The sequence below is a fragment of the Niabella ginsenosidivorans genome, from assembly GCF_001654455.1.
In the GTDB taxonomy this organism is placed as follows: Bacteria; Bacteroidota; Bacteroidia; order Chitinophagales; family Chitinophagaceae; genus Niabella; species Niabella ginsenosidivorans.
This window is the reverse complement of record NZ_CP015772.1, coordinates 875,001-898,891: the sequence shown is the minus strand read 5'-3', so window position 1 is coordinate 898,891 and position 23,891 is coordinate 875,001. Positions and strand designations below refer to the sequence as shown.

Below are 23,891 nucleotides of genomic sequence, written 5' to 3'. Positions count from 1 at the left end.
AAATGAATATATATAGTTCCGTCATCTGATAGCTATCGGATTCGACCGTAGCGAAGCGGAGTGGAGAACAATTTCACCGAAGGTAAATCTCTACAAAAGTTAGAGACCCTTCGTTCCGAACCTTCGGAATCGCTTTGCTCCACTCAGGGTGACGGTAAAAAAGTTTGTCATCCGATAGCCATCGGATTTAAAGAACTTAATTTCTCTATTATTTGTGCCTCACCATGACAATGCTTATGGATCAGCTTCCGGCCATCTGCGGATCGGTAATAGATGCCTTCCCTGTTTCCACATGCCCGGCATAATGCCATTCAAATGAAGGATCATCTTTTAGCAGAACAGAAAAGTCGTACCAGTGATTGCTGCCCTCCAGCCTTATCTTGATCCGTTTTTCTGCATTGGGTTTTATGGCAACTTCCTGCTGCTCCAATCCATACGCATGATCTTTTAACAGGAGCTGCTGCGGCGCCGAGGAATGGTTGCGGATCATTACTTCCAGGTTCCCGTTTACTTTTTTACGGAACAGCCGATGCCGCACATACTCACATTGCACGGTAATATACGCACCGGTTGCTGCGCCTTTAAAATGACGGAAAAAGCCGTTAGGCCCCTGTACCACCAGGTTGTATTTGTTATTGGAAAACTGATCGATGCTATAATGATCTTCTATGGCTTTACCGGCACCTACCGCATAAAACCAGGTTTTACCCGCTACTGAATTATAGGTTGCCGGTGTATATACATTAAACGGTGCACCTCTTAATACCGGCTCATTTGCATGTTCTTTTGCATCCGCTTTCAAATGTAAGGTCACTGATCTTTTATCCGCACTAAGCATACAATCTGCATACAGCCGGTAAGGCAATGCAGATGCGGGCCGGGTGCCTTTTTCCTGTTGCGGCATCCGGTCTTTATTTACATCGGCCCAGGCGGGATGCTGATTGATTGCCTCTATTTCATTTTGACTTAACGGAGCCGGCGGTTTTTGCTCCGGTTTATTACGGGCATTCTGGATATGCTCCACAACAGTGGCTCTTGCCAGCGATTCCGGCAGCGGGTAGGTTTCTCCATTATAGGGGCGGAATACAGAGCTCAGGTCTCCGCAAATAGCCCGCCGCCAGCTGCTGATATGCGGACTGCGGATCTGCTTACCGGTTTTCTTTGAAAGAAACTGCTCCAGGAACATAAGCGTGGAAGTGTGATCAAAGATCTCTGAATTTACATAGCCGCCTTTGCTCCAGGGCGATGCCACAATAAAAGGCACCCGGTAGCCCAGGCCGATGGGCAGATCATGCTCCCAGGAAAAATCGGCAGTAGGATCAATATCGTCCGACACTTTGCCGGTGGAAGGGTCTCCTTTTTTGGGAACCACAAAGGGCGCCAGGTGATCATAATACCCATCGTTCTCATCATAGGTTAAAATAAAAATGGTTTTTTTCCACACCTCCGGGTTGTCCGTTAAAATTTTCAGCGCTTCAGATACATACCAGGTGCCGTATAACGGTGTGCTGGTATGATCTGAAAAACTTTGCGGGGCTACCAGCCAGGAAACAGCGGGCAGTTTTCCATTCTGTACATCTTGCCGGAACTGTTTAAAAATATCCTGCTTGGGGATGTTTACCGTTTTCTGTGCACCCGCATCATCCGTAAAGGTGAAGGGTTCCAGCTCTAAATAACCCTCCTGATGGATATTGGTGGTAAACGCTTTGTCCACCAGGTTCTTTTCGCGTTGGGATAACCGGTCATATCGTTCCTGAATATCAGATGCCGGTATTTTCTGTTTGCCGGTTGCATCCCCATGCTTCCTGAAATAAGCAGATAATTTCACGCGATGGTTCTTAATATACTCCACCGCGTTATCGCCATAATTGCCCAGCCAGTAATCGATTTCCTCTTCCAGGTTGGCCGTCCACAGTTCATTCTGGTAAATGCGCCAGTCCACCCCGCTGTCTTCCAGCAGCTCCGGGAAGGAGCTCCAGTCTACATACACATTATCCCTCGATTCCGCCTGTGAATTGCGCACGGCAGGCTTGCTCTTACCGGAAAGATCCGGGCGGATATTGCCCGTCCAGAAGAACAGCCGGTTGGGCGTGGTGCCTGTAAGAGAAGCACAGAAATGATGATCGCAAATGGTAAACGCATCTGCCAGGGCATAATAAAAAGGCACATCCGTTCTTTGGTAATGCCCCATGCACATTACTGATTTTTGCGGGATCCACTGATCATATTTGCCATGATTGCGCGCGGCGCTCTGATCCGGCCAGTCGTGCGGCAACCCGCCCTGCCAGGTTATTTTTGTTTTATTAATGTCGATGTGGAACGGCGTATAGGCATTGCCTTTTTTATCCTTCTGGATCCATGCTTTATTCTGATCCGGCAGTGTTTTGATCCTGGGGTCATTAAACCCGCGCACGCCCTGCAGACACCCGAACATATGATCAAAGGAGCGATTCTCCTGCATCAGGAAAACGATATGCTCTGCATCCATAAAGGTGCTGCCCGGGGTTGCATTAATGCTGGCTGCTTTTGCAATAGAAGTGGGCAGCACGTTGGTTAACCCGGCTGCGCCCGATAAAATAGTTGCCGTTTTCAAAAAGTCTCTCCTGCTCTTATCCATAGTTTTCTACAAGCTTTGGTAATGAAAGGGCAAAAGATAATGAATTTCTTTAATGCTGCCATCATTAAAAAATCATGAAGCGTTGCGTTATAACCTTCCGCCATCTTAGGCGCATCCCACGACAGCGGGAGCAGTCCTTGCCGGCAGGTAAACGGGGAGGAGCCTCTGCAATGCTGGATATGCTTTGGCACACATTAAAGAATCAAATACACTCGATCGTCATGTTGAGCGGATCCCGCAACAGCGGGAGTAGCCGAAACATCTCTTCAAATGATGACACCTACGGTCCACTGCGTTGCGCTGCCAATGACGCATTTTCAAATTGTTGATTTGCTGTGTATCTTTTATGAAACAATTTGCTTTTGTTTAATAAGTTCGATTACTTATCTTCTTTTTCTTTCTGATCCTTTTTGCTTGCCCAAAAACGATCGCAAAAAGGGCAGCCGGAATCCCCGCCTGAACCGAACGGGCAGGAATTACGGCCTGATTCCGGCGGGGCACTACTATCAGCTTTAGAATATAGTGGTGTGTCCCGCCACAATTGACCAACCCGGGAGGGCGGGACGCTCGGCTTTAGAATTTCTATAATTAGGCTGAAGCTGCTTTCCAGCCATCCGAAAGTTCGGATGAAGCTCCACAAAAAAACGTCATCACCACGTTGCTTTTGCACCGCAAACAGGATATCCAAAGTGACGGTAAAAAGGTTCGTCATTTTAAAGAACTTAAACTCTGTTTATTTGTGGCTGTTAATGACAAATACTATAGTATTCGTCACCCTGACTGTATTCCGCTGAAAGCGGAAGGAACGAAAGGGTCTCCCGGGTATTGAGACCAACCGATTATCCGGAGATGCTTCGGCTGTGTTACACTCCTCCCGATAGATTCGGGACAGCATGACGACACTTTATTTACTTGTCATCCGAATGATCGGATTCAATGAGCACAAATACAACGCTTTTATGATTGCCTCACCATGACAGTCGCTTTAGCAACTTACTTGCCATTTTAATGAACTTAAAAATGTTTTTATTTACGCTCTGGCTGATCAATGCCCCGGAAATATTATACGCCCATCATCAGGCAGCAAGTTTTATGGTAGCTTTGCACCATTTATGAAAAGAAATTATTTTTTGTTGTGTGGCCTGCTGCTGGCAATAGCATTATTATCCGGTATTTTAACATCGGGTATTTCCCTGATAGGCCGCATAGGCGTCAATACCTTTTACAAAAGCTACCAATTCTTCCGGGTATGGTGGCAGGCCGGGCTGGTTTGCCTGTTATTGCTGCTGCTGGTTACAGGGCTTTTGTATCTTATTGACCGGAAGTTTACGGGCATCCGGCGCAAAAGCATCCTGGGCGCATTCCTCGTTATTTTTTTAGCGGGCCTGTATATGACCTATTCCAATTTCCGTACTGATCTTGCTCACCGCTGGCTGGGTGAACGTTTTCATTTGGGTGTTTATTTGTACTGGATCGGCTTTTGTGTGGCGGATGTGTTTTTTATAATAACAGCACGGCCGGTGAAACCGGTTTTAGCAGATCACCTGCCTCATAATGAACAGGAGCGCAATAGCTTTTAAAACGATGCGAAAACTTATGGCGGTCGCTACTGTTGCGTCAACGATAGAATGCCGGGTAAATTTTCCCGCCAGCTACTCAGCCACCCTTTATACACAACTTTTTTATCCATTTATGCAAGCTTCAAGGCCTGTACAGCAATTTTGACTTTTATTTATATTTTTATATTACAAAATCATTGAGGTAATCGCAGGTGTCCTTCTCTTCAATTTTCTTTCAACCTTTTGTCGCCACAAAAGGTTGCCAAAAAGGCTTGGTCAAACGAACGCCTCCGGCCGTTTGACCGGCCATGCACATGAAGATTCAAATCGAAAAAGCAATCTCTAAACGCTATTGAAAGCGTAGGTTGTAGACTTCGCTGCCTGTCGGTTGTGCAGTTATTACTGCGCTGCTTTTTTACGGGCTCATTTTGTTTGATAAAAAACAGCCGTTGCGTAAAAAAGAGGCGCTGAGAAACCTGGTGACTACAGTAGTTTCAATTACGTCCTGGAAAAACGGGAAAATATGCATACAATGTAGCTGCTATACAAGCAAACACAGAAAAATATAATCAGCACCATTCTGCAAAAGGCCCTATTCAATACTGCCTCCAGGTGGTACCGCCTCTTGTTATTATATTCAAAGCAACAATATCGTAAATAATAAAATTTAACTAACAATTGTTAGCATATGTGCACTATTTTTCTTTTCTTCGCATAACTTTAGAGGAGTAAAAAATCTGAGCACTGTGTACCGGATCCAATCAGCGGTGGATATTCATTCCGCCCCGTTCAATGAAAATAAAAAGGTCTATCAGCAACTGCTGGAGCAATACCGGCAGCGCATGAAAAGCGTGCTGCATGATGAGGCCCAGCCTTCTGTTCAGAAACATAAAAAAAGAGGAAAACTATTGGCACGGGAGCGGGTGGACAACCTGCTGGACCCCAATACGCCTTTCCTGGAGCTCTCCCCCCTTGCTGCCTTTGATGTTTACGACAATCAATTTCCTTCGGCGGGGATCATCACCGGCATTGGCACCGTGCATGGGCACAGGGTAATGATCATTGCCAATGATGCCACGGTAAAAGGGGGTACTTATATGGAGCTGACCATAAAAAAACATGTACGGGCGCAGGAAATTGCGCTGGAGAATCAGCTTCCCTGTATCTATATGGTAGACTCCGGTGGCGCCTTCCTTCCGGAGCAGGATAAGGTATTCCCGGACCGGCATGATTTCGGTCGCTTTTTTTATAACCAGGCGCGGATGTCGGCCGCGGGCATTCCGCAGATCGCCATTGTGATGGGCTCCTGTACCGCAGGCGGGGCCTACGTGCCGGCCATGAGCGATGAAACGATCATTGTGCGTAACCAGGGTACTATTTTTATAGGCGGGCCACCACTGGTAAAAGCCGCCACCGGCGAGGAAGTGAGCGCTGAAGAGCTGGGTGGCGCCGTGGTGCATACCTCTGTTTCCGGTGTGGCAGATCATATTGCAGAAGATGACGCGCACGCTCTGGTGCTTTGCAGGAACATTATCCAGACCTTTAAACAGCCGGAAGCGCAGCCATTGGAGCGTCTGCCGGCTGAAGAACCTTTTTATGATCCTGAAGAATTGTACGGTATTGTACAGCCCGATCTGAAAAAACCGGTAGATCCGAAAGAGATCATTGCCCGCATGGTAGATGGCAGCCGTTTTCATGAATTTAAAGCGAACTATGCTCCTACCCTGGTCACCGGTTTTGCACATATGATGGGGTATCCCATCGGTATCATTGCCAACAATGGAGTGCTGTTTGGCGAATCCGCATTAAAGGGTGCGCATTTTGTGGAATTGTGCACGGCCCGCAAAACGCCTATTTTGTTTTTACAGAACATTACCGGATTTATCGTGGGCAAAGAATATGAGCATAAAGGCATTGCGCGCGATGGTGCCAAGATGGTACATGCCGTGGCCAACGCCAATGTACCCAAGTTCACCGTAGTGTTTGGCGGTTCCTTTGGTGCGGGTAACTACGCCATGTGCGGACGGGCTTATGATCCGCGCTTTTTATTTATGTGGCCGCATGCCAAAATATCCGTGATGGGTGGCGAGCAGGCCGCTGGTGTATTAACCACCGTAAAGGAAGAACAACTAAAAGCTGCAGGTAAGGAATTTCCGGAAACAGAAAAAGAGACGCTGCGCCAATCGATCCTGAAAAAATATGAAACCGAGGGCTCGGCCTATTACAGCACGGCCCGGTTGTGGGATGACGGCATCATTGATCCCGCAGATACCCGAAAGATCATTGCCCTGGGCATTGCCGTTTCTTTAAACAAAAAATGGGAGGAAACAAAGAATGGGGTATTTAGAATGTAAGGCAGCATATAGTTCATGGTTGATCGTTCATGCTATGAACCATGAACTATGAACCATGAACCATTAGCAATAAACTATTCACTATTGACTTTTCACTATTCACTTATGTACACAACCATAGAAACAGAGCAACATTACCACATCGCCACCATCTGGCTGAACCGGCCGGAGGTACGGAATGCGCTCAATGATACCATGATCTCCGAACTGATCCAGGCATTTGAAATACTGGGTGCCGATGATACCGTACGGGTGATCACTCTTCGCGGGCGCGGTAAGGTTTTCTGCGCCGGCGCTGATCTGAAGTGGATGAAAGCCACATCAACATCCGGCTATGAAGAAAGCCTGGAAGAGAACCGGCAACTGGCACGGTGTTTCCAGGCGGTCTATAATACACCCAAGCCCACGATCGCAGTGGTGCACGGAGCTGCAATGGGTGGCGCCAACGGGTTACTGGCGGCCTGCGATTTTTCCTATGCGGCCGATGATACACTGTTTGCTTTTTCCGAAGTACGGCTGGGTTTGGTACCGGCCACCATCGCCCCCTATATCGTAAAAAGGATCGGGGAAACAAAAGCGAAAGAACTCATCCTGACAGGCCGGCAATTCCATGCAAAGGAAGCAGCGCAGGCAGGGCTCATTAACCAGGTGCTGCAGGAAATGGAGCTGGAAAGCAAAGTGGCTGAGCTGATACAGGAACTGCTGCAGGGAGGGCCAAAATCCATAGCAGCAAGCAAACAACTATTGCACTATATAGCCGCAACAAAGCTGGAAACGTCCATTCCATACACGGTGGAAGCGATCGCAAAAGCCCGCAGCTCCGCCGAAGGCCAGGAAGGCATGCAGGCATTTTTTGAAAAGCGGAAACCCAGCTGGATATAGCTGCTCTTTATTGATTATTGACCATTCACCATCGACCATTCACAATGAAAAAAATCCTTATAGCAAACCGTGGCGAAATAGCGGTACGCATTATCCGGACCGCAAAAAAAATGCAGATCAGCACGGTACTGATCTATGCGCCCCAGGATGCTGATGCCGCTTATCTCAAAGAAGCGGATGAAACCGTTCTGCTGGATGGGCAGTCGCTCAATGAAACCTACCTGAATATCGGCAGCATCATTGCCGCAGCAAAAGCGACCCATGCCGATGCCATCCACCCGGGTTATGGGTTTCTTTCCGAAAATGCCGCGTTTGCAAGCGCCTGCAGGGATGAGGGCATTATTTTTATAGGCCCCACACCGGAAGCGATGGAGGCCATGAGCAATAAGATCGCTGCACGCAAAACGGCCCAGGCAGCCGGTGTACCGGTTACCCCGGGCATTACCGGCACTATACCGGAGCTGCTGGCCCAATACCCTTCTATTGGTTTTCCATTGCTGATAAAGGCTGCTGCCGGTGGGGGTGGTAAAGGGATGCGCGTGGTACAACAGGAACCGGAATTAAAAGATGCCCTGGAAGCAACAGCACGCGAGGCAAAAAATTATTTTGGTGACGACACTGTTTATATTGAAAAATACATTGAAGCACCCCGGCATGTGGAAGTGCAGGTGGTGGGCGATCAGCAGGGGCATGTTATTCACTTGTTTGATCGGGAATGCTCGCTGCAGCGAAGGCATCAGAAGATCATTGAGGAAGCACCCTCCCCCACCTTAACACCGGAAGTACGGGAAAAGATCTGTAACGCAGGAGTACAGCTTGCTGCTGCGATCGGTTACCAGAGTGCGGGCACCCTTGAATTTTTAGTAGATCCCGATCTTAGTTTTTATTTTCTTGAAATGAACACCCGCATACAGGTAGAACATCCGGTTACAGAACTGACGACCGGCATCGACATTGTGGAACAGCAGATCCGCATTGCCCGTGGGGAGCCGCTCAGTCTTCAGCAAAAGGACATCCATCAAAAAGGGCATGCCATTGAATGCCGTATTTATGCCGAAGACCCGGAACAGCAGTTTTTGCCATCACCCGGTAAAATAACTTTTTATAAAGAACCAGGAGGTGAAGGCATCCGCATTGATGGTATGCTGCTGCAAAGTGATGCAACAGTTACGGGAGATTTTGATCCCATGATCGCCAAGCTGATCACCTGGGGTACCAATCGTGAAGCAGCAAGAACAAAAATGACTGAAGCCCTGCAACAGTATTTTATCTATGGCATCAAAAATAATCTTACATTTTTACGGGGATTATTACAGCACCCGGATTTTATTGAAAACAGGATCTCTACAAAATATATTGATCAGCATTTACAGGTGCTCCTTCATGATCTTAACGAACAGCAAAAAAATGATCCGTTGGTGCCCCTGGCAGCGGCGCTGGTATTTAGCCTAAAACAGGGGCAGCACTCCTCTTCTGTCTGGAACCAGATCGGCTACTGGCGTCTGGTGCCGCAAATAACGTTCACAATGGATGACAAAAATTTTATTCTTTCGCTGACCAAAATTGCAGATGCGTTTGTTTGTTTTGAGTACAACGGACAATCCATACAGGCGCAGTTAGAAGATGCAGGTCAGCATCAGTTCCGTATTCATATACAGGAGCAGGTTTATCCCGTGTATATTTTTAAGTGGTTACCGGGTGTGTATATGATCCGATATAACGGTGTTGATTACGAGGTAAAACGCAATGATATCCTGCATATAGTAGACGAGCAGCTGCCACCTCCTGCATCCACTGTTGCAAAACAGGGCGGCATCACCGCACCCATGCCCGGCAAGGTGATCAAGGTTGCAGTAACAGAAGGCACCGCCGTTAAAAAAGGGGACCTGCTGGTAATTGTGGAAGCCATGAAAATGGAAAACAATATCCTGAGCCCCGCGGATGGCGTTGCGGATGGGGTGTTTGTAAAAGAAGGTGATAAAGTAGATACGACAGCCGTCTTGGTTCATATAAAATAAGGAATAACTAATAAGAAATAAGGAAGGGGCTGTACATCTGTGTCTATATAAGGCTATAGGTAAAAATATATTTTAAGTTCTTTAAAATGACAAACTTTTTTACCGTCACCCTGAGTGGAGCATAGCGATTCCGAAGGTTCGGAACGAAGGGTCTCTAACTTTTGTAGAGATTTCTCCATTATAAACGAACCACAATGCATATTATAAAAATTCAAATTTCAAACCATAGATCATGGATTACACGTTAAGCGAGGAGCACCAGTCGATCCGCAACATGGTGCGTGCGTTTGCAGAAAAGAACATCAAACCGCTGGCACAGGAGCTGGATGAAAAAGAACAGTTCTCGCCGGAGCTGACCCGGCAAATGGGTGAGCTGGGACTGATGGGTATTTATCTCCCTGAAAAATACGGTGGCGCCGGTATGGACTACCTGGCTTATATCATCGCCGTAGAGGAAATAGCGCGGGTGGATGGATCACAGGCGGCCACCCTGGCGGCGCACAATTCCCTGGGCATTGGCCCAATTTATAATTATGGTACTGAAGAACAGAAACTGCAATACCTGCCCCGGCTTTGCACCGGCACGGAGCTCTGGTCGTTTGGCTTAACAGAACCCGGCGCCGGCAGCGACTCCCGCGCCTCCAAAACCACGGCGAAGACCGATGGCGATCAATGGGTGATCAACGGCAGCAAGATCTTTATCACCAATGGCTCCGTGGAGCTGAACCGTGGCACTACGGTACAGGCAGTGACCAATGAAGTGAATGGCAAAAAAGAATTCACCACCATTATTGTGGACCGGGACACCCCCGGCTTTACACAGCAGGCCATGCACGGCAAAATGATGTGGCGCGCCAGCGACACGTCACAATTATTTTTTGACGATTGCCGCGTACCCCAATCACATACACTGGGGCCTGTTGGTGAAGGATCAAAGATCATGCTGCGTACGCTGGATGCCGGCCGGCTGAGTATTGCCGCCATGGGGCTGGGTTGCGCACAGGGGGCCTTTGAAATGGCATTGAGCTATGCACAGGAACGGAAACAATTTGGAAATACCATATCTTCTTTCCAGGTCAGCCAGTTCAAACTGGCAGATATGGCCCTGAAAATAGAACTTGCCCGTACCTTCTTATATAAAGCGTGCTGGCTGAAAGATACCGGTCAGCCTTTTACAAAAGAAGCAGCCATGGCAAAGTTGTATTGCTCGGAAATTGCAAAAGAAGTAGCCGACGCCGCCGTGCAGCTGCATGGAGGCTATGGGCTGATGAAAGAATATAATGTAGAACGCTTTTACCGGGATCAGCGGTTGTTACAGATCGGTGAAGGAACGTCAGAAATACAACGGATCGTAATTGCGAAGCAGTTGGGATTATAGTTCATGGTCAATGGTTCATGGCTCATAGCTTATACACATAGCCATCAACCATATCAATAAATATCAACCACATAATAGGATCATTATGGCATTCCGTTTTGAAGAATTAAATGTATGGCATAAAGCTGTTGATGAATCCAATGAAATTGATCTTATAACAAAGACCTTTCCTGTTGAAGAAAGATATAGTCTTTCTACTCAACTAAAAAGGGCTGCTGATTCAGTTGTACTGAATATTGCCGAAGGCTCTACAGGACAAACCATTCCTGTATTTAAGCAATTTTTAAATATAGCCCTACGTTCAGCCATTGAAGTAGTAGCCGGGTTATTTTTAGCAAAAAAGAGGAACTATCTTACAGAAGATTTGTTTAAGAAATTATACGATGACTATGAGTTACTGAGCAAAATGATCACCAGACTCCGTAATTCCTTATAAAAGACAGTACCACGGCATTGTCCCATATAAAACATGCTCTATCAACTCTTAACTATGATCTATAAGCCATGAACAATGAACTAAAAATCACCGAATGTCCCGCGACGCGCAGCAGGGACTCTCCTATACCATCCCGCCGGAAAAACGGGCAGCCTACATTAATGAGCTGATGCAGGTTGGTTTTGAAGTGATCGATTTCGGAAGCTTTGTGTCGCCAAAGGCAGTACCGCAAATGGCGGAATCGGCAAAGGTGCTGGAAGGGATCAATAAGGAAGGCTCAGCCACCAAATTACTCGCTATTATTGGCAATGCACGGGGAGCAACCGAAGCGGCGGCGCAAAACAAGGTGGATGTTTTAGGATTTCCCTATTCCATTTCCAATACCTTTCTGGAACGGAATATCCATTCCGATTCTTCCAAAGTGCTGCATGTATTGAATGAAATTGCCGATATCAGTCAAAGTACCGGAAAGCAGCTTAGAGTGTATATCAGCATGGCGTTTGGAAATCCTTATGGCGATGAATGGTCGGAATTTATTGTACAGGACGCTGTTTACTTCCTTGCCAGCAGAGGGGTACAGACCATTACCTTATCGGATACTACGGGTCTGGGAACGCCCGAGCTGATTTACAAACTTTTCAAAACGCTGCTCCCGCGTTTTCCTGATGTGGAACTGGGTCTGCACCTGCATACGTGGCCGGATGAAGCATTAGAAAAGATTGATGCGGCCTGGAAGGCTGGCTGCCGCAGTTTTGACGGGGTGATCAACGGGCTGGGCGGTTGCCCGCTTACCGGTTATGAGCTGCTGGGAAATGTAAATACCCTGCAACTGCTGCAATATTGTCGTAACAAAAATATCACGACCGGCCTGGATGAAACCCGTATTCAACAGATCGCCACAGCGTACCTCAATTTTGACATGCTGAAATCTTAAACAGGATGCCGTAACTTACATAAAAACCCCGGTTATGAAATGGCTATATGTGCTACTCCTGAGTTGCTGGTGCTGCTCTTTACAAGCGCAGCAGAATGCCACATTAACTATTGACGACCTGCATCAACAACGGATTGAAACAAACAGGAAGGGTATGTGGGTACTAACCGGCTGGGGCGTAGTATATATGGGCAGTGGTATTATAGGAGCCATCAGCACAAAAAATACAGAAGTTAAGGCTTTCCATACCATGAATGCCTTATGGGGTGTGGTCAATACCGGCATTGGTGTTTTAGGGTTGCTACGCGCTAAAAAGGAAAAAGGATTATCCTTTTCGGATGCCGGTAAATACAAAGCTTACAAAAATGTAAAAAAGTTATATGCGATCAATGGGGGCCTCGACCTGTTGTATATAGGCACCGGGATATTTTTAAGGGTCAGGGCGAATCATGCAAAGAACCCGGCAAGAAACAGGGGATATGGAAATTCATTGATCGTTCAGGGCGCCGGGCTGTTGTTGTTTGATGCCACGCTGTACCTGAGCCATCAAAAACAGCACCGTTACTGGAAGAAAGCAGCGCCCGAATTTGCGGTTACGGAAAATGGTATCGGTATGGTTTATCAGTTTTAGAAAATAAAGCTACAGGACTGACCAAAAGGCTCGCTGATCATTTTATTGAGCCACCAATAAAAAGTTCATTGAAATGACAAAAACGGTTGTCATGCTGAGGCAACTATAAAAGTGTTGCATCTAAGTTCATTCGGATGACAAGTTTTTTTTTAATCGTCATCCCGACCAAACCCGCTTTCAGCGGGTGCGCAGAGGGGATCTGATCTGTTATAGAGATCTCTCCGCTCGTTCTCCGAACTCGGTCGAGACGACGATCTTGTATATTGTTGGCTTTCAATACAATAAGATATTTGTCATTAATAGCTTGTCGAAGCATGATCCGATTATAAAAATCACCTCCGCCCGAACGACGTTCTGTCGGGCAGACTTCGTCAGGGTGACATTTCCTTTTGGTCAGCCAAACTAATAAATATTCTGTCGCCTATGGCGATTGGTTTAAAAAATAAAAACAGATCATTGCTATGAATAAAGTAGTATCCAACGCAACAGCAGCCATTAAAGATATTAAAGATGGCATGACACTGATGGTAGGCGGTTTCGGGCTGTGTGGAATCCCCGAAAACTGCATCAAAGCGCTCACGGAAACCGGACTGAAAGAGCTCACCTGTATCTCCAATAACGCCGGGGTGGACGATTTTGGACTCGGCCTGCTGCTGCAAAAAAAACAGATCAAAAAAATGATTGCCTCTTACGTGGGAGAAAATGCTGAGTTTGAGCGGCAGCTTTTAAACGGGGAGCTGGAAGTAGAACTGATCCCCCAGGGCACCCTCGCCGAACGCTGTCGTGCGGGCGGAGCGGGCATTCCGGCTTTTTATGTACCGGCAGGATATGGCACCGAAGTGGCCGAAGGCAAGGAGGTTCGCGAATTCAACGGAAAACCGCATTTACTGGAACACGCGCTGACAGCTGATTTCGCTATCATCAAAGCCTGGAAGGGTGATACCCATGGTAACCTGATCTATAAAGAAACAGCAGGCAACTTTAACCATCCTATGGCTACTGCCGGCAGGATCACCATTGCGGAAGTAGAAGAACTGGTACCTGCGGGACAGCTGGACCCAATGCAGATCCATACCCCCGGTGTATATGTAAACCGGATTTTCCAGGGAGTGGATTATGAGAAACGGATCGAGCAGTTGACAGAAAGCTAGCAGGTAATAGCAAGCAGCCAGCAGGGTTACTTTAAACTTAAATATAAATCACATGTTAGAACTATCGCACAAAAAACTACAGGTATATCAATTTGCTTTACAATTAGTAAAAGAAATCTATCTGCACACCCAGGCTTATCCTAAAGAAGAACAATTTGTTTTAGTGAGTCAGCTCCGCAGAGCTGCTATTTCGGTTTGCAGCAACTTCGCTGAAGGAGCTGCAAGAAATTCAAAAGTTGAAAAGAAAAGATTTTATGAAATTTCCCGAAGTTCATTAGTAGAAGTTGATACACAAATAGAACTATCATTAATTCTTGAATACTTAAAAAAGGGTGAAATTTTAAACCTTGAAGAACATCTTGAATCTATATTCAGAATGTTAAGCAAAATGATTGCAAATTTAGAATCCGGAAGCAAGAAATAGAGCGTGGAAACAGCAAGCAACACAATCCCATTCGTTTCTGCTGCTCTAACCACTCCCACTAGCTACTTCCTATTCACTACTTACTAAAAAACAAAAAGATGAGCCTTACAAAACAACAAATAGCACAACGCATTGCACTGGAACTGAAAGACGGTTATTATGTAAACCTGGGTATCGGCATCCCAACATTAGTAGCCAATTATATCCCGGAAGGTATTGAAGTGGTCTTACAATCGGAGAACGGCATGCTGGGCATGGGTCCCTTTCCGAAAAAAGGAACGGCCGATCCGGACCTGATCAACGCCGGTAAGCAGACAGTAACCATACGGCCCGGAGGTGCTTTCTTTGACTCGGCTACCAGCTTTGCCATGATCCGCGGCGGGCACATTGACCTTACTGTATTAGGCGCCTTTGAAGTAAGCGATACCGGCGATATTGCCAGTTGGAAGATCCCGGGGAAGATGGTCAAAGGCATGGGCGGCGCCATGGACCTGGTGGCGGCGGCCAAAAATATTATCGTAGCTATGCAGCATACCAGCAAGGACGGTCAATTCAAACTCTTAAAACAATGCACGCTTCCGCTCACTGGTGTTCACTGCATCAAAAAAATCGTCACCGACCTGGCCGTGCTGGAGATTACGGATGAAGGATTTGTTTTATTAGAGCGCGCTCCCGGTGTTTCCGTGGAAGATATAAAAAAAGCCACAGAAGGTCGGCTGGTTGTCAGGGATAATATACCTGAGATAAAAGTGGCGTAAGCAGCAATGCCTTGCTTTGCATTTATATTTTTTATTTAGTTTTTTGCCAGTAATCAAACGCTGCTCTGGAAACCCTGGCAATTGCCATTTCACGATCTTTTTGAGAATCGTATGAATCAGCAATAAAGACCGTTATTGCTAAATGTCTTCCATCCGGAAGTGTGATAATGCCTACGTCATTTGTAGCCCTGGTAAGTCCATCAATTGTTCCTGCAGTTCCCGTCTTATGAGCTACTTTTGTACCGGGTGGCAATAATCCTTTTATTCTTCTGTCGAACCAGGGTTCGGATATTGACATATACTGGAGTAACAGTTCCCGGCTATTCCTTGAAAGACACCTCCCCTCAAAAAATAATTGAAGCAGCTTATTCATAGCTTCCGGAGTTGCCCAGTTTTGATATTGAATAGTATCATTCGCCACCTGCACCATTTCAGTGGTAGCAATTGCAATAGCTGTTACGCCCCATTCATGGATATGTTGCTGCGCTTTGTCTGTCCCGCCTAACAATCTTAATAATACATCACAAGCTGTGCCGTCACTTTCCTCGATATTATACCGTATTATATCTTTAATGGTAAGATCAGCACCTTTAGGAAATTTATCCCGTATAGGGCTATGGCCGTTTTTGGGTATATATTGCGATTTATCAATATGAATCGTATCTTCCAGTGAAAATTTGCCCGCATCAATCTGGTTAAGCATTGCCATCGCAATAGGGAATTTATAGACACTTTGCATAGGGAACTTTTTATTTCCATTGAATTGTATCGATTCACCGGTCTCGATCAGTAATGCGCTAATTCCTAAATGACCTTTTATGTCATTGGAGATGTGCTCAAATTGCGTTTGCAGCGTGTTTTGGCTGAATGATAAAACAGGCATCAATAAAAGCCATAGACTCAAAGACAGCCTGTGAAAATGATCAATTTTAATCTGCATGGAGTTTAAATTATCTTTTATTTATAAATTTAATAAAAATATAGTAACACATTTGGCGTCAGGGCAAACGTGCGTGTTTTTCCTAATCCCTACCTGACTAAAACCTGAATGAATATGCTACTTGTTAAAGAATCCGTTATCTTTGCAACCGATATTTTTCATATAAACAGTACTCCAATGAAACTGATCATTTCTTTTAAAACACAGAAAAACAATTTTCAAAAAATGTTTAACAAAAGAAATGATGCTTACACTTCAGAATATCGCCTATCAGCACCCCAACAAAGAATTACTATTTGACGGCATTTATCTTACAGTCAATAAATCAGACAAAATAGCCCTGGTGGGCAACAACGGCGCCGGAAAGTCCACACTATTAAAAATAATAGCCGGAATGCTTGTTCCCGTCTCCGGACAGGTGCATTGTAATGAGCCCGTGTATTACGTTCCGCAACATTTCGGACAGTATGATAACCTGACCATTGCCCAGGCGTTGCAGATCGACAGGAAATTAAGTGCTTTACACTGCATACTGGAAGGCGACGTCAGCGAAGCCAATATGAATGAGCTGGATGATGACTGGTCCATTGAAGAGAGAGCTACAGCCGCGCTTGCGTGCTGGCAATTGACGAAGCACAGCCTTAATGATCCCTTAAAAATGCTCAGCGGCGGAGAAAAAACAAAAGTTTTCCTTGCAGGGATCGCTATCCATCAGCCCGGTATGGTATTGATGGATGAGCCCGGTAACCACCTGGACGTTAACAGCAGGCAGCTTTTATACAATTATATCCGGCATGCAAAAGAAACAATGCTCATCGTAAGTCACGATCGTACGCTATTAAATATTTTACCCATCACCTGCGAGTTAACCAGTAATAGTATAAAAACCTATGGCGGCAATTATGATTTTTATAAAAAGCAAAAGACCACGGAAGCAGATGCTTTACAGCAAAAAATACAATCCCGGGAAAAAGACCTTCGAAAAGCAAAAGCGACAGAGCGGGAAGCCATTGAGCGTAAACAAAAGCAGGATGCCCGCGGCAGGAAAAAGCAAGATCAGGCCGGTGTTCCTACCATTATGTTGAATACGCTGCGCAATAATGCTGAAAAAAGCACATCAAAGCTGCAAAGTACACATTCAGAAAAGATCACCGCTATTTCAGAAGAACTCAGTCAATCCAGGAAAGAGCTGGAAGCCATTGCCCAGATGAAACTGGATCTCGACAACTCCTGCCTGCACAAAGGGAAAATACTGATCAACGCAAAGGCTATAAATGTACAATACCTGCAACACCTGCTTTGGCAACAGCCGCAAAGTTTTCAGGTATTAAGTGGTGAGCGCATTGCCATTAAAGGCAATAATGGTTCGGGCAAAACCACGCTGGTCAAAATGATGCTTGGTCAAAAAAATCCGGATCATGGAACCATTCAAAGGGCCGGCTTTACTTCGGTGTATATCGACCAGGACTATTCGCTGATCGATCCTGACACCACGATATATGAGCAGGCAGCTTCCTTTAATAAAACCGGCCTGCAGGAACATGAAATAAAAATAAGACTCACCCGTTTCCTTTTTTCAAAAACACAATGGAACAACGCATGTGCCACATTAAGCGGTGGTGAGAAAATGCGCCTTTTGTTATGTTGCCTTACCATTCAGAACCAGGCACCTGATGTACTGGTACTGGATGAGCCAACGAACAACCTTGATATTCAGAATGTAGATATTTTATTGAATGCCGTCAACGATTACCAGGGAACCGTTATTGTTATTTCGCATGATATTGATTTTCTAGATGCTTTACAAGTAGCAAAAATCATTGAACTAAACTGATCTCAGGGATTGTATCAAAATACAGGCATTCATTTTCAAAAATTATCGGGTAGGCCCGAATAACCATTTTTTAGAAAATAACGATCTTTGAATCTCTTTTTAAAATGTAAAAGATGAACCGGGACGTTTGCAGTACAGAGTATGATTTTGTAAAAGAAGCCCGTAATCAGTTATTCACTTATTGCAGCACCATTCAACCTGCTGATTTCATAAAGGAAGTTGCTCCTTTTGGGCGCGGCGGCAGCATGCGGAATTTGCTGGTACATATTGCCAATGTATATGAGCACTGGATCGGGAATATTGCATTAAAGCAGCCCGTTCCTTACTCAGGGTATGATCAGTTTTATCATATTGAACAGGTCGTTTCCCTGTACACAACTATTGATGAGTTAATGACCTGCTTTCTTCAGGAATCAGAAGATCTTGAAGCGGTCATACCATTTGAATTAAATGGTGTTAAAAGCAAAGCAACGCTACTCAAAATTTTTACACACACAATTACACACGAGTTTCATCATAAAGGCCAGATACATTCCATCAGCAGGAGCCTTGGATATACACCTGTAGACACAGATATCATTCATTTCTGAATATAAAATTCACCCACCCCGGTTCCCGGATTCCGGCTTGTGAGGACACGGGCCAGGGCATATAACAATAAGTTTACACTGACACGCTATATTCCAGATCTGAAAAATATTTTTGATTCAGATTTATTATTACTTATTCCCGGAACATTCAGCCGGCTGGTTTCCCTGCTTGTGGATTGGCAAAAATCAGCAGCGGTTTGATATCGTCTTTATCTGCCGCTTTTACTGCCGCCAGGTAGGCATCCCGCAAATGGCCTTTATGCCCCAGATCTCCGGCTCCCCATGAAAACGCTATCTGTTTGTCCAGGGCTTTTATTAATATATCCGCCATCAGGCGACTGTGCCGTCCATTACCATTGGGAAAACAATGGATGCTCACCAGCCTGTGCTTAAAGCGAATGGCAATTTCTGCCGGGGAAAAAACCTGTCGGTTGATCCAGTATTGAGCATCGTCCAGCAGCCCTTTCAATGATGTAGCGATCTGCCATTTATCCACACCAATATTTTTATTGGTGGTACGGAAATCACCTGCCCATTTCCACACGTTACCCAGCATCCTCCGGTGAACGTTTTTTATAAATTGCTCTCTAAATATTTGCCCAAGGCTAAAGGTTCGGGACAGCGCCCATTCCACCGCCTGCTCTATATTCTGCTGCTCAAATTCGTCCAGTTCCCCTTTGGTAGCAATGGTGGGTATCTTTAATCCCTCTTTTTCATCTTCACTCAAAGGTGTTTGCCCCGCAATGTAAGTAAGGTCTAATCCCATAACATTTTAGGCATTTTGATTTTTAGTTCTTCCGCCTTTTCCTCAATAGCTTTTTCCAGCCGTTGCTGTGAATTGCCCTGGTCTTCCAGTATCATAGTGTTGTCAGCGAGCAAAACTATTTTTCTTGCCAGCGCCCTGGCTTTACGGTCAATAAGCGTATCAAGGGATCCGTCTTTTGGAACAAGGCCATATACAAGCTGCATATCAAGTGCGTTGGCCGCTTCCTTTAATGTTTTTAAAGTAATACTCCCTTCCGCTTCCCGTTTTTCTACATCCATTGCACCCTGTTTAGTAATAGACAACTTCCTGCCTAATTGCTCCAGGGATATACCTAAGGCCAGCCGGATCGCTTTTATCCATCCGGTAGGTGGAGCTACCACATTTTTCAGCGGTTCAAAAAACTGTAATTTATTATTAAGCTGCTGCCTTTGCAAATGATTCTTTTTCATTTCGTAAAGTTTTAGTTTTACAAATTTATAAAAAAAGTAAAGTTATAATATTACTTTAATAAATACAAAGTAAAGATATAACTTAACTGTAAAATAAAATAGAAAGGCTATAATTTATAGTAATGTAAAAAGAAAGTCATTAAATAAACATTTATTAATCAACTATTTATAAGAACGATTTTTATTTACCCCTACCAATTTAGAATTTACAGACGCATAATGATTTTTTGGGAAAACAGCAGGTCATAAAAAAGAGTATCTTTGGCGGTAATCCCTATAAAAAGCGTTAGGTAAAAATGCCCGGAAACGCAATAAGAGCAATGCTGTAATGAATATATTAATCGTAAACGGATCATTAGACGGAAGAGAAGCATCCACACCCGGAAAACTGGCTGCGTATTTAAAGAACCACCTGGAAACCCTGGGCTCCCAGGCTACTGTTTTCCATATGGTGGAGTCTGGTATTCCCCTGTTTGACTATACATTAAATAAAACTCCCAAAGGCGTAGAAGTGATGCTCAATCTTTTTCGGCATGCAGATGCGCATATATGGCTGACTCCGTTGTACCACGGGAGCATGACGGGCGTAATGAAAAATTGCCTCGACTGGCTGGAATTAAGCTCCAAAGAAGAAAAGCCTTATTTAATTGATAAATTAATCGGCCTTGTTTGCTGGGCAGATGGTGGCCAGGCCATGCAGGGCATTAACGCTATGGATGCGGTTGCAAAAGCATTAAGAGCATGGCCCGTACCGTTTACGGTGCCTATTGTGCGCAATGCGTTATTTGCAGCGCCTGATTACAAAGAGATCTCGCAGGAGTACAAAAACAAGCTGAACCTGCTTGCCGGTATTATCACTTCAAAAAAAGTGACTACTATCTGATGGCTTATTGCACCAGCAGCAACAATCAGGTATCCTTATTATGTGGTGCTTATTCAAACCCAACCTTTATAAACTTTTAATCTTTTCCGATAATGAAGTGAGTTGCCCGCTCTCCTTCAGTTCTTTGTATTTTATTATATCCCAGGCCTACCATATCGATTCCGGAAAATAAATGTTCTCCGGAACCAAGAAAGACGGGTGATACAGCAAGATGCAGTTCGTCAATATACCCTCCCTGCAGGAACTGACGGATCGTTGATACCCCTCCGCCAATGCGAATATCTTTTCCATTTGCAGCCTTTTTTGCTTCTTCCAATGTTGCTTCAATTCCGTCATTGGCAAAGTGAAATATTGTTCCTCCTTTCATTGTTACCGGTTTTCTTTCATAATGTGTTAATACAAACACAGGGACATGATAGGGTGGATTTTCTCCCCACCAGCCCTTCCAATTATCATCCGGCCAGGTTCCACGGACCGGTCCGAACATATTACGTCCCATGATCCATGCACCAACATTTTCAAAAGCCTTTTCTACAAAGTCGTTGTCAATTCCTTCTGTACCATCATCCTTACCGCTCATTGCACGAAACCTTTTTGTTGGGAACATCCATTCATGCAATTCCTCTCCTCCCGTACCTAACGGCACTTTCATACTTTGATCAGTACCTGCACCAAAACCGTCCAAGGAAATGGTGAAATTCATTACTTTAATGCTGCTCATACTTTTTTGTTATATCCTTAAAAAATCACTCTTCCTGATCTGTCAATGCTTATACTGTCGCTCTAAGTAGCCGGTAGCGCTCCGATAAATAAAAATGCCACAGAATCATTGTTGCAATGGTACGATGAGGGGCCCAGCTTTCTGATGCAGTGGTCAGCTCTTCCCTGGTGATTGTTTTAGGCAGCGACTTTAATTTTTTAAAGGCATTTACAGCAGCCAGATCGCCCACCGGAAAAACATCTGTACGCTGCAAAACAAATATCAGGTACACATCTACGGTCCAGTTACCAATGCCCTTTAACGCGGTCAACCGCTTTCTTACTTCGTCATCTGGGAGCCCGGCCATTACTTCAAGATTAATCTGACCATCTATAATCGCTTGTGCCAGTCCACGAATATAGCCCATTTTCTGGCGGCTTACATAACAGGCCCGCATTTCCGCGTCTGTCAGCTTTAAAATACGTTCCAGAGTAACGCCCTTTGTATGCTTCTGTAATTTCCTAAGGGCAGCCAGGGCAGATGCCAGCGACACCTGCTGTTCCAGGATGATATGCACCAGCGATTCAAAACTGTTCGCCCGCGTCCACATAGGAGGATGCCCGTAATCTTCCAGAACAGCCGCCAGATGCGCATCTTTCTTTGCCAGCTGGTTACAAATCTTTTTAAAATTACGACCGGAAAAAGTTTGAATCATAGTAACAGGACAATTAAAATAAATCCAGCTGTGGGGTCGGATTTTCAAGATTCAACAAATAAATTTTATTTTGTACGCCCCCGCCAAAACCCACCATCTTTCCATCTGCCCCCACTACCCTGTGGCAGGGAACAATGATCGGTACAGGATTTTTATTTAAGGCACCGCCCACGGCGCGTACCATTTGCATAGCTCCTAATCTTTTAGCTATTTCCCCATAGCTCACCGTTTTCCCATAGGGAATATCGGGCAGTAATTCCCATACCTTTTTTTGAAACCCGGAACCCATCAACTGAAAGGGAATCGAAAATACTTTCCGCTTACCGGAAAAATATTCATTTAACTGCTGTTCCGTTTTCAGGAGCAAGGGGTGTTGCTGGTCTTCAGTCAGTATAGTGTTTTCATCAAAATCCTTTACAGGCAGCCACTGTACAGCAACAAGGAAATTGTTATTCGCCACCAGGCGCAATATTCCTACAGGCGATGGTATTTCTTTGAAATAATACTGCTGCATCTTGTTTAATGAGTTGTTCCCAACATTCTAAAATACACTATTTCAGCAGACAATTGGGAGTAAAGCATTAACTATTTTTCCCTATAACAGCGCTGTCACAGCCAACCGTTCATACAATTTGTCAGCTGCATTCCCGTATATAATTTTTATCTTCAAAGCATGAATCTGGCAAGAATCAAAAAACTGGCAATCGGGTTATTCAGTAGCATACCTTTTTTGCTGTCTGCACAAAATGTCCAAAAGATCCATCAGAAAGCGATTCTTATAGACGGGCACAATGACGTGATCTATTCTTCCATCTGGAATGGCAAGGACATTTCAAAGCCGGTTCCTGAGGGACATACGGATTTTGCCCGTTGGAAAAAGGGCGGGCTGGATGTACAGTTCTTTTCAGTGTTTACAGATCCTGAGCCACGAAGCAAACTGGGTCTGTATGCAGATGCCAATGACCAGATCGACTCACTGGACGCATTGATCCAAAGAAATCCCGGAACTATTGTACTGGCAAGAACCTACCAGGATATCCTGAAAGGCATCCGCCAGAAAAAAATAGTAGCGCTGATTGGTGTGGAAGGCGGACATATGATCGAAAATGACATCCATAAACTGGAAGCCCTTCAAAAAAGAGGAATGCGTTATCTTACGCTTACCTGGAACAACAGTACCCCCTGGGCCACGAGCGCTATGGATGAAACCCTGCATGGCGACACCTTAAAGCATAAAGGCCTCACCCCCTTTGGCAGGGAAATAGTCCGGAAATTAAATGAGCTGGGCGTTCTGGTAGACCTTGCCCATGTTGGCGAACAGACCTTTTATGATGCCATTGCGGCAAGCACCAAGCCGGTCATTGTTTCGCACAGTTCTGTTTACAATATTTGTCCCGTATTCCGGAATGTAAAAGACGAACAAATAAGAGCGGTAGCCAAAAACGGCGGCGTTATCTGCATTAATTTTTTCTCGGGCTTTGTCAGCAAAAAATATGCTGAAAAGTCTGAAGAACTGATGCATTACAGGAAGCAGTTCACAGACTCTGTATATGCTGCCACCCACGACTCAATGGAAACCCGGAAACAATGGCATACCTATTACAGGGAACAGACTGAACTATTACGACCAACACTATCAGATGTAGTAGATCATATTGACTATATTGTAAAACTGGTGGGCGACGATTATGTGGGCATCGGCTCTGATTTTGATGGTATTACTTCTGTGCCTGTAGGGTTGGAAGATGTAAGCTGCTACCCTGCTATAACAGCTGAGCTTGTTAAACGTGGCTACTCAAAAAAATCGATCCGGAAAATTTTGGGCGGAAACGTGTTAAGGGTCATCAAAGCGAGCTTCTGACCAGTCAGATG

23 protein-coding genes are annotated in these 23,891 nt (G+C 45.1%); 15 read left to right on the top strand and 8 right to left on the bottom strand.

What is annotated here, in order from left to right; all coding sequences use genetic code 11:
• Positions 1-241: 241 nt before the first annotated feature.
• Positions 242-2,617, bottom strand: a complete 2,376-nt coding sequence (locus A8C56_RS03850) for a phosphocholine-specific phospholipase C (protein ID WP_067752289.1) — start codon at positions 2,615-2,617, stop codon at positions 242-244.
• Between the two features lie 379 nt (positions 2,618-2,996).
• Positions 2,997-3,329: a hypothetical protein gene (locus tag A8C56_RS03845; RefSeq protein ID WP_067752287.1), complete on the bottom strand. Its 333-nt coding sequence runs from the start codon at positions 3,327-3,329 to the stop codon at positions 2,997-2,999.
• Between the two features lie 400 nt (positions 3,330-3,729).
• Between A8C56_RS03845 and A8C56_RS03840 the strand changes: the two genes are divergently transcribed.
• The 11 genes from A8C56_RS03840 (at position 3,730) to A8C56_RS03785 (ending at position 15,142) form a co-directional block, all read left to right on the top strand.
• A complete protein-coding gene (locus A8C56_RS03840) occupies positions 3,730-4,197 on the top strand; it encodes a cytochrome d ubiquinol oxidase subunit II (protein WP_067752286.1) in 468 nt (155 codons plus the stop codon).
• Positions 4,198-4,922: 725 nt separating this feature from the next.
• Positions 4,923-6,530 carry a carboxyl transferase domain-containing protein gene (locus tag A8C56_RS03835; RefSeq protein WP_067752284.1) on the top strand — a complete coding sequence of 536 codons (1,608 nt, stop codon included), beginning with the start codon at positions 4,923-4,925 and terminating at the stop codon, positions 6,528-6,530.
• A gap of 48 nt (positions 6,531-6,578) precedes the next feature.
• Positions 6,579-7,412, top strand: coding sequence for an enoyl-CoA hydratase/isomerase family protein (locus A8C56_RS03830; protein WP_084489993.1), 834 nt, complete (start codon positions 6,579-6,581; stop codon positions 7,410-7,412).
• Between the two features lie 44 nt (positions 7,413-7,456).
• Entirely contained in the window at positions 7,457-9,430 is a 1,974-nt protein-coding gene (locus A8C56_RS25390; RefSeq protein ID WP_067752279.1) for an acetyl/propionyl/methylcrotonyl-CoA carboxylase subunit alpha, read from the top strand.
• 232 nt (positions 9,431-9,662) lie between these two features.
• On the top strand, positions 9,663-10,808 hold the full coding sequence (locus A8C56_RS03820; RefSeq protein WP_067752276.1) for an acyl-CoA dehydrogenase family protein: 1,146 nt from the start codon (positions 9,663-9,665) through the stop codon (positions 10,806-10,808).
• An 85-nt stretch (positions 10,809-10,893) separates the two neighbouring features.
• Positions 10,894-11,244, top strand: a complete 351-nt coding sequence (locus A8C56_RS03815; RefSeq protein WP_067752273.1) for a four helix bundle protein — start codon at positions 10,894-10,896, stop codon at positions 11,242-11,244.
• A gap of 94 nt (positions 11,245-11,338) precedes the next feature.
• Positions 11,339-12,178 carry a beta/alpha barrel domain-containing protein gene (locus tag A8C56_RS03810; protein WP_245645741.1) on the top strand — a complete coding sequence of 280 codons (840 nt, stop codon included), beginning with the start codon at positions 11,339-11,341 and terminating at the stop codon, positions 12,176-12,178.
• A 34-nt stretch (positions 12,179-12,212) separates the two neighbouring features.
• Positions 12,213-12,809, top strand: coding sequence for a DUF6992 family protein (locus A8C56_RS03805; RefSeq protein WP_067752269.1), 597 nt, complete (start codon positions 12,213-12,215; stop codon positions 12,807-12,809).
• A 461-nt stretch (positions 12,810-13,270) separates the two neighbouring features.
• Positions 13,271-13,960, top strand: coding sequence for a CoA transferase subunit A (locus A8C56_RS03795; protein ID WP_067752262.1), 690 nt, complete (start codon positions 13,271-13,273; stop codon positions 13,958-13,960).
• A 52-nt stretch (positions 13,961-14,012) separates the two neighbouring features.
• Positions 14,013-14,384: a four helix bundle protein gene (locus tag A8C56_RS03790; protein WP_067752259.1), complete on the top strand. Its 372-nt coding sequence runs from the start codon at positions 14,013-14,015 to the stop codon at positions 14,382-14,384.
• Positions 14,385-14,482: 98 nt separating this feature from the next.
• Positions 14,483-15,142: a CoA transferase subunit B gene (locus tag A8C56_RS03785; RefSeq protein ID WP_067752256.1), complete on the top strand. Its 660-nt coding sequence runs from the start codon at positions 14,483-14,485 to the stop codon at positions 15,140-15,142.
• A 31-nt stretch (positions 15,143-15,173) separates the two neighbouring features.
• Here the strand turns inward: A8C56_RS03785 and bla are convergent, their stop codons facing one another.
• Positions 15,174-16,082 carry a class A beta-lactamase gene (gene bla, locus A8C56_RS03780; protein WP_071609314.1) on the bottom strand — a complete coding sequence of 303 codons (909 nt, stop codon included), beginning with the start codon at positions 16,080-16,082 and terminating at the stop codon, positions 15,174-15,176.
• 241 nt (positions 16,083-16,323) lie between these two features.
• Between bla and A8C56_RS03775 the strand changes: the two genes are divergently transcribed.
• Together A8C56_RS03775 and A8C56_RS03770 are read left to right on the top strand one after the other, a co-directional pair.
• Positions 16,324-17,916 carry an ABC-F family ATP-binding cassette domain-containing protein gene (locus A8C56_RS03775; protein WP_245645738.1) on the top strand — a complete coding sequence of 531 codons (1,593 nt, stop codon included), beginning with the start codon at positions 16,324-16,326 and terminating at the stop codon, positions 17,914-17,916.
• 113 nt (positions 17,917-18,029) lie between these two features.
• Positions 18,030-18,506 carry a DinB family protein gene (locus A8C56_RS03770; RefSeq protein ID WP_067752250.1) on the top strand — a complete coding sequence of 159 codons (477 nt, stop codon included), beginning with the start codon at positions 18,030-18,032 and terminating at the stop codon, positions 18,504-18,506.
• A 148-nt stretch (positions 18,507-18,654) separates the two neighbouring features.
• Here the strand turns inward: A8C56_RS03770 and A8C56_RS03765 are convergent, their stop codons facing one another.
• A complete protein-coding gene (locus A8C56_RS03765) occupies positions 18,655-19,272 on the bottom strand; it encodes a mobile mystery protein B (RefSeq protein WP_067752246.1) in 618 nt (205 codons plus the stop codon).
• Positions 19,263-19,721, bottom strand: coding sequence for a mobile mystery protein A (locus A8C56_RS03760; protein ID WP_067752243.1), 459 nt, complete (start codon positions 19,719-19,721; stop codon positions 19,263-19,265). The genes A8C56_RS03765 and A8C56_RS03760 overlap by 10 nt, the downstream gene beginning before the upstream one ends.
• A gap of 328 nt (positions 19,722-20,049) precedes the next feature.
• Between A8C56_RS03760 and A8C56_RS03755 the strand changes: the two genes are divergently transcribed.
• On the top strand, positions 20,050-20,604 hold the full coding sequence (locus A8C56_RS03755) for an NADPH-dependent FMN reductase (protein WP_067752240.1): 555 nt from the start codon (positions 20,050-20,052) through the stop codon (positions 20,602-20,604).
• Positions 20,605-20,680: 76 nt separating this feature from the next.
• Here the strand turns inward: A8C56_RS03755 and A8C56_RS03750 are convergent, their stop codons facing one another.
• From A8C56_RS03750 to A8C56_RS03740, 3 genes are read right to left on the bottom strand one after another with little or no spacing between them, the layout of a single operon-like run.
• Positions 20,681-21,325 (bottom strand): dihydrofolate reductase family protein, encoded by a 645-nt coding sequence (locus tag A8C56_RS03750; protein WP_067752236.1) that lies wholly within the window; start codon positions 21,323-21,325, stop codon positions 20,681-20,683.
• Between the two features lie 49 nt (positions 21,326-21,374).
• Complete coding sequence (locus A8C56_RS03745) at positions 21,375-22,019, bottom strand: DNA-3-methyladenine glycosylase family protein (protein ID WP_067752233.1); 645 nt, start codon at positions 22,017-22,019, stop codon at positions 21,375-21,377.
• A gap of 13 nt (positions 22,020-22,032) precedes the next feature.
• Positions 22,033-22,533 carry a methylated-DNA--[protein]-cysteine S-methyltransferase gene (locus A8C56_RS03740; RefSeq protein ID WP_067752230.1) on the bottom strand — a complete coding sequence of 167 codons (501 nt, stop codon included), beginning with the start codon at positions 22,531-22,533 and terminating at the stop codon, positions 22,033-22,035.
• A gap of 159 nt (positions 22,534-22,692) precedes the next feature.
• Between A8C56_RS03740 and A8C56_RS03735 the strand changes: the two genes are divergently transcribed.
• A complete protein-coding gene (locus A8C56_RS03735) occupies positions 22,693-23,880 on the top strand; it encodes a dipeptidase (protein WP_067752227.1) in 1,188 nt (395 codons plus the stop codon).
• Positions 23,881-23,891: the final 11 nt, after the last annotated feature.

What these genes read in the sequence shown, in the direction of transcription:
- A8C56_RS03850 (WP_067752289.1), bottom strand. Translation starts at nt 2,617, where the DNA reads ATGGATAAGAGCAGGAGAGACTTTTTGAAAACGGCAACTATTTTATCG.
- A8C56_RS03845 (WP_067752287.1), bottom strand. Translation starts at nt 3,329, where the DNA reads ATGACGAACCTTTTTACCGTCACTTTGGATATCCTGTTTGCGGTGCAA.
- A8C56_RS03840 (WP_067752286.1), top strand. Translation starts at nt 3,730, where the DNA reads ATGAAAAGAAATTATTTTTTGTTGTGTGGCCTGCTGCTGGCAATAGCA.
- A8C56_RS03830 (WP_084489993.1), top strand. Translation starts at nt 6,579, where the DNA reads ATGAACCATGAACCATTAGCAATAAACTATTCACTATTGACTTTTCAC.
- A8C56_RS25390 (WP_067752279.1), top strand. Translation starts at nt 7,457, where the DNA reads ATGAAAAAAATCCTTATAGCAAACCGTGGCGAAATAGCGGTACGCATT.
- A8C56_RS03820 (WP_067752276.1), top strand. Translation starts at nt 9,663, where the DNA reads ATGGATTACACGTTAAGCGAGGAGCACCAGTCGATCCGCAACATGGTG.
- A8C56_RS03815 (WP_067752273.1), top strand. Translation starts at nt 10,894, where the DNA reads ATGGCATTCCGTTTTGAAGAATTAAATGTATGGCATAAAGCTGTTGAT.
- A8C56_RS03810 (WP_245645741.1), top strand. Translation starts at nt 11,339, where the DNA reads ATGTCCCGCGACGCGCAGCAGGGACTCTCCTATACCATCCCGCCGGAA.
- A8C56_RS03805 (WP_067752269.1), top strand. Translation starts at nt 12,213, where the DNA reads ATGAAATGGCTATATGTGCTACTCCTGAGTTGCTGGTGCTGCTCTTTA.
- A8C56_RS03795 (WP_067752262.1), top strand. Translation starts at nt 13,271, where the DNA reads ATGAATAAAGTAGTATCCAACGCAACAGCAGCCATTAAAGATATTAAA.
- A8C56_RS03790 (WP_067752259.1), top strand. Translation starts at nt 14,013, where the DNA reads ATGTTAGAACTATCGCACAAAAAACTACAGGTATATCAATTTGCTTTA.
- A8C56_RS03785 (WP_067752256.1), top strand. Translation starts at nt 14,483, where the DNA reads ATGAGCCTTACAAAACAACAAATAGCACAACGCATTGCACTGGAACTG.
- bla (WP_071609314.1), bottom strand. Translation starts at nt 16,082, where the DNA reads ATGCAGATTAAAATTGATCATTTTCACAGGCTGTCTTTGAGTCTATGG.
- A8C56_RS03775 (WP_245645738.1), top strand. Translation starts at nt 16,324, where the DNA reads ATGATGCTTACACTTCAGAATATCGCCTATCAGCACCCCAACAAAGAA.
- A8C56_RS03770 (WP_067752250.1), top strand. Translation starts at nt 18,030, where the DNA reads ATGAACCGGGACGTTTGCAGTACAGAGTATGATTTTGTAAAAGAAGCC.
- A8C56_RS03765 (WP_067752246.1), bottom strand. Translation starts at nt 19,272, where the DNA reads ATGGGATTAGACCTTACTTACATTGCGGGGCAAACACCTTTGAGTGAA.
- A8C56_RS03760 (WP_067752243.1), bottom strand. Translation starts at nt 19,721, where the DNA reads ATGAAAAAGAATCATTTGCAAAGGCAGCAGCTTAATAATAAATTACAG.
- A8C56_RS03755 (WP_067752240.1), top strand. Translation starts at nt 20,050, where the DNA reads ATGAATATATTAATCGTAAACGGATCATTAGACGGAAGAGAAGCATCC.
- A8C56_RS03750 (WP_067752236.1), bottom strand. Translation starts at nt 21,325, where the DNA reads ATGAGCAGCATTAAAGTAATGAATTTCACCATTTCCTTGGACGGTTTT.
- A8C56_RS03745 (WP_067752233.1), bottom strand. Translation starts at nt 22,019, where the DNA reads ATGATTCAAACTTTTTCCGGTCGTAATTTTAAAAAGATTTGTAACCAG.
- A8C56_RS03740 (WP_067752230.1), bottom strand. Translation starts at nt 22,533, where the DNA reads ATGCAGCAGTATTATTTCAAAGAAATACCATCGCCTGTAGGAATATTG.
- A8C56_RS03735 (WP_067752227.1), top strand. Translation starts at nt 22,693, where the DNA reads ATGAATCTGGCAAGAATCAAAAAACTGGCAATCGGGTTATTCAGTAGC.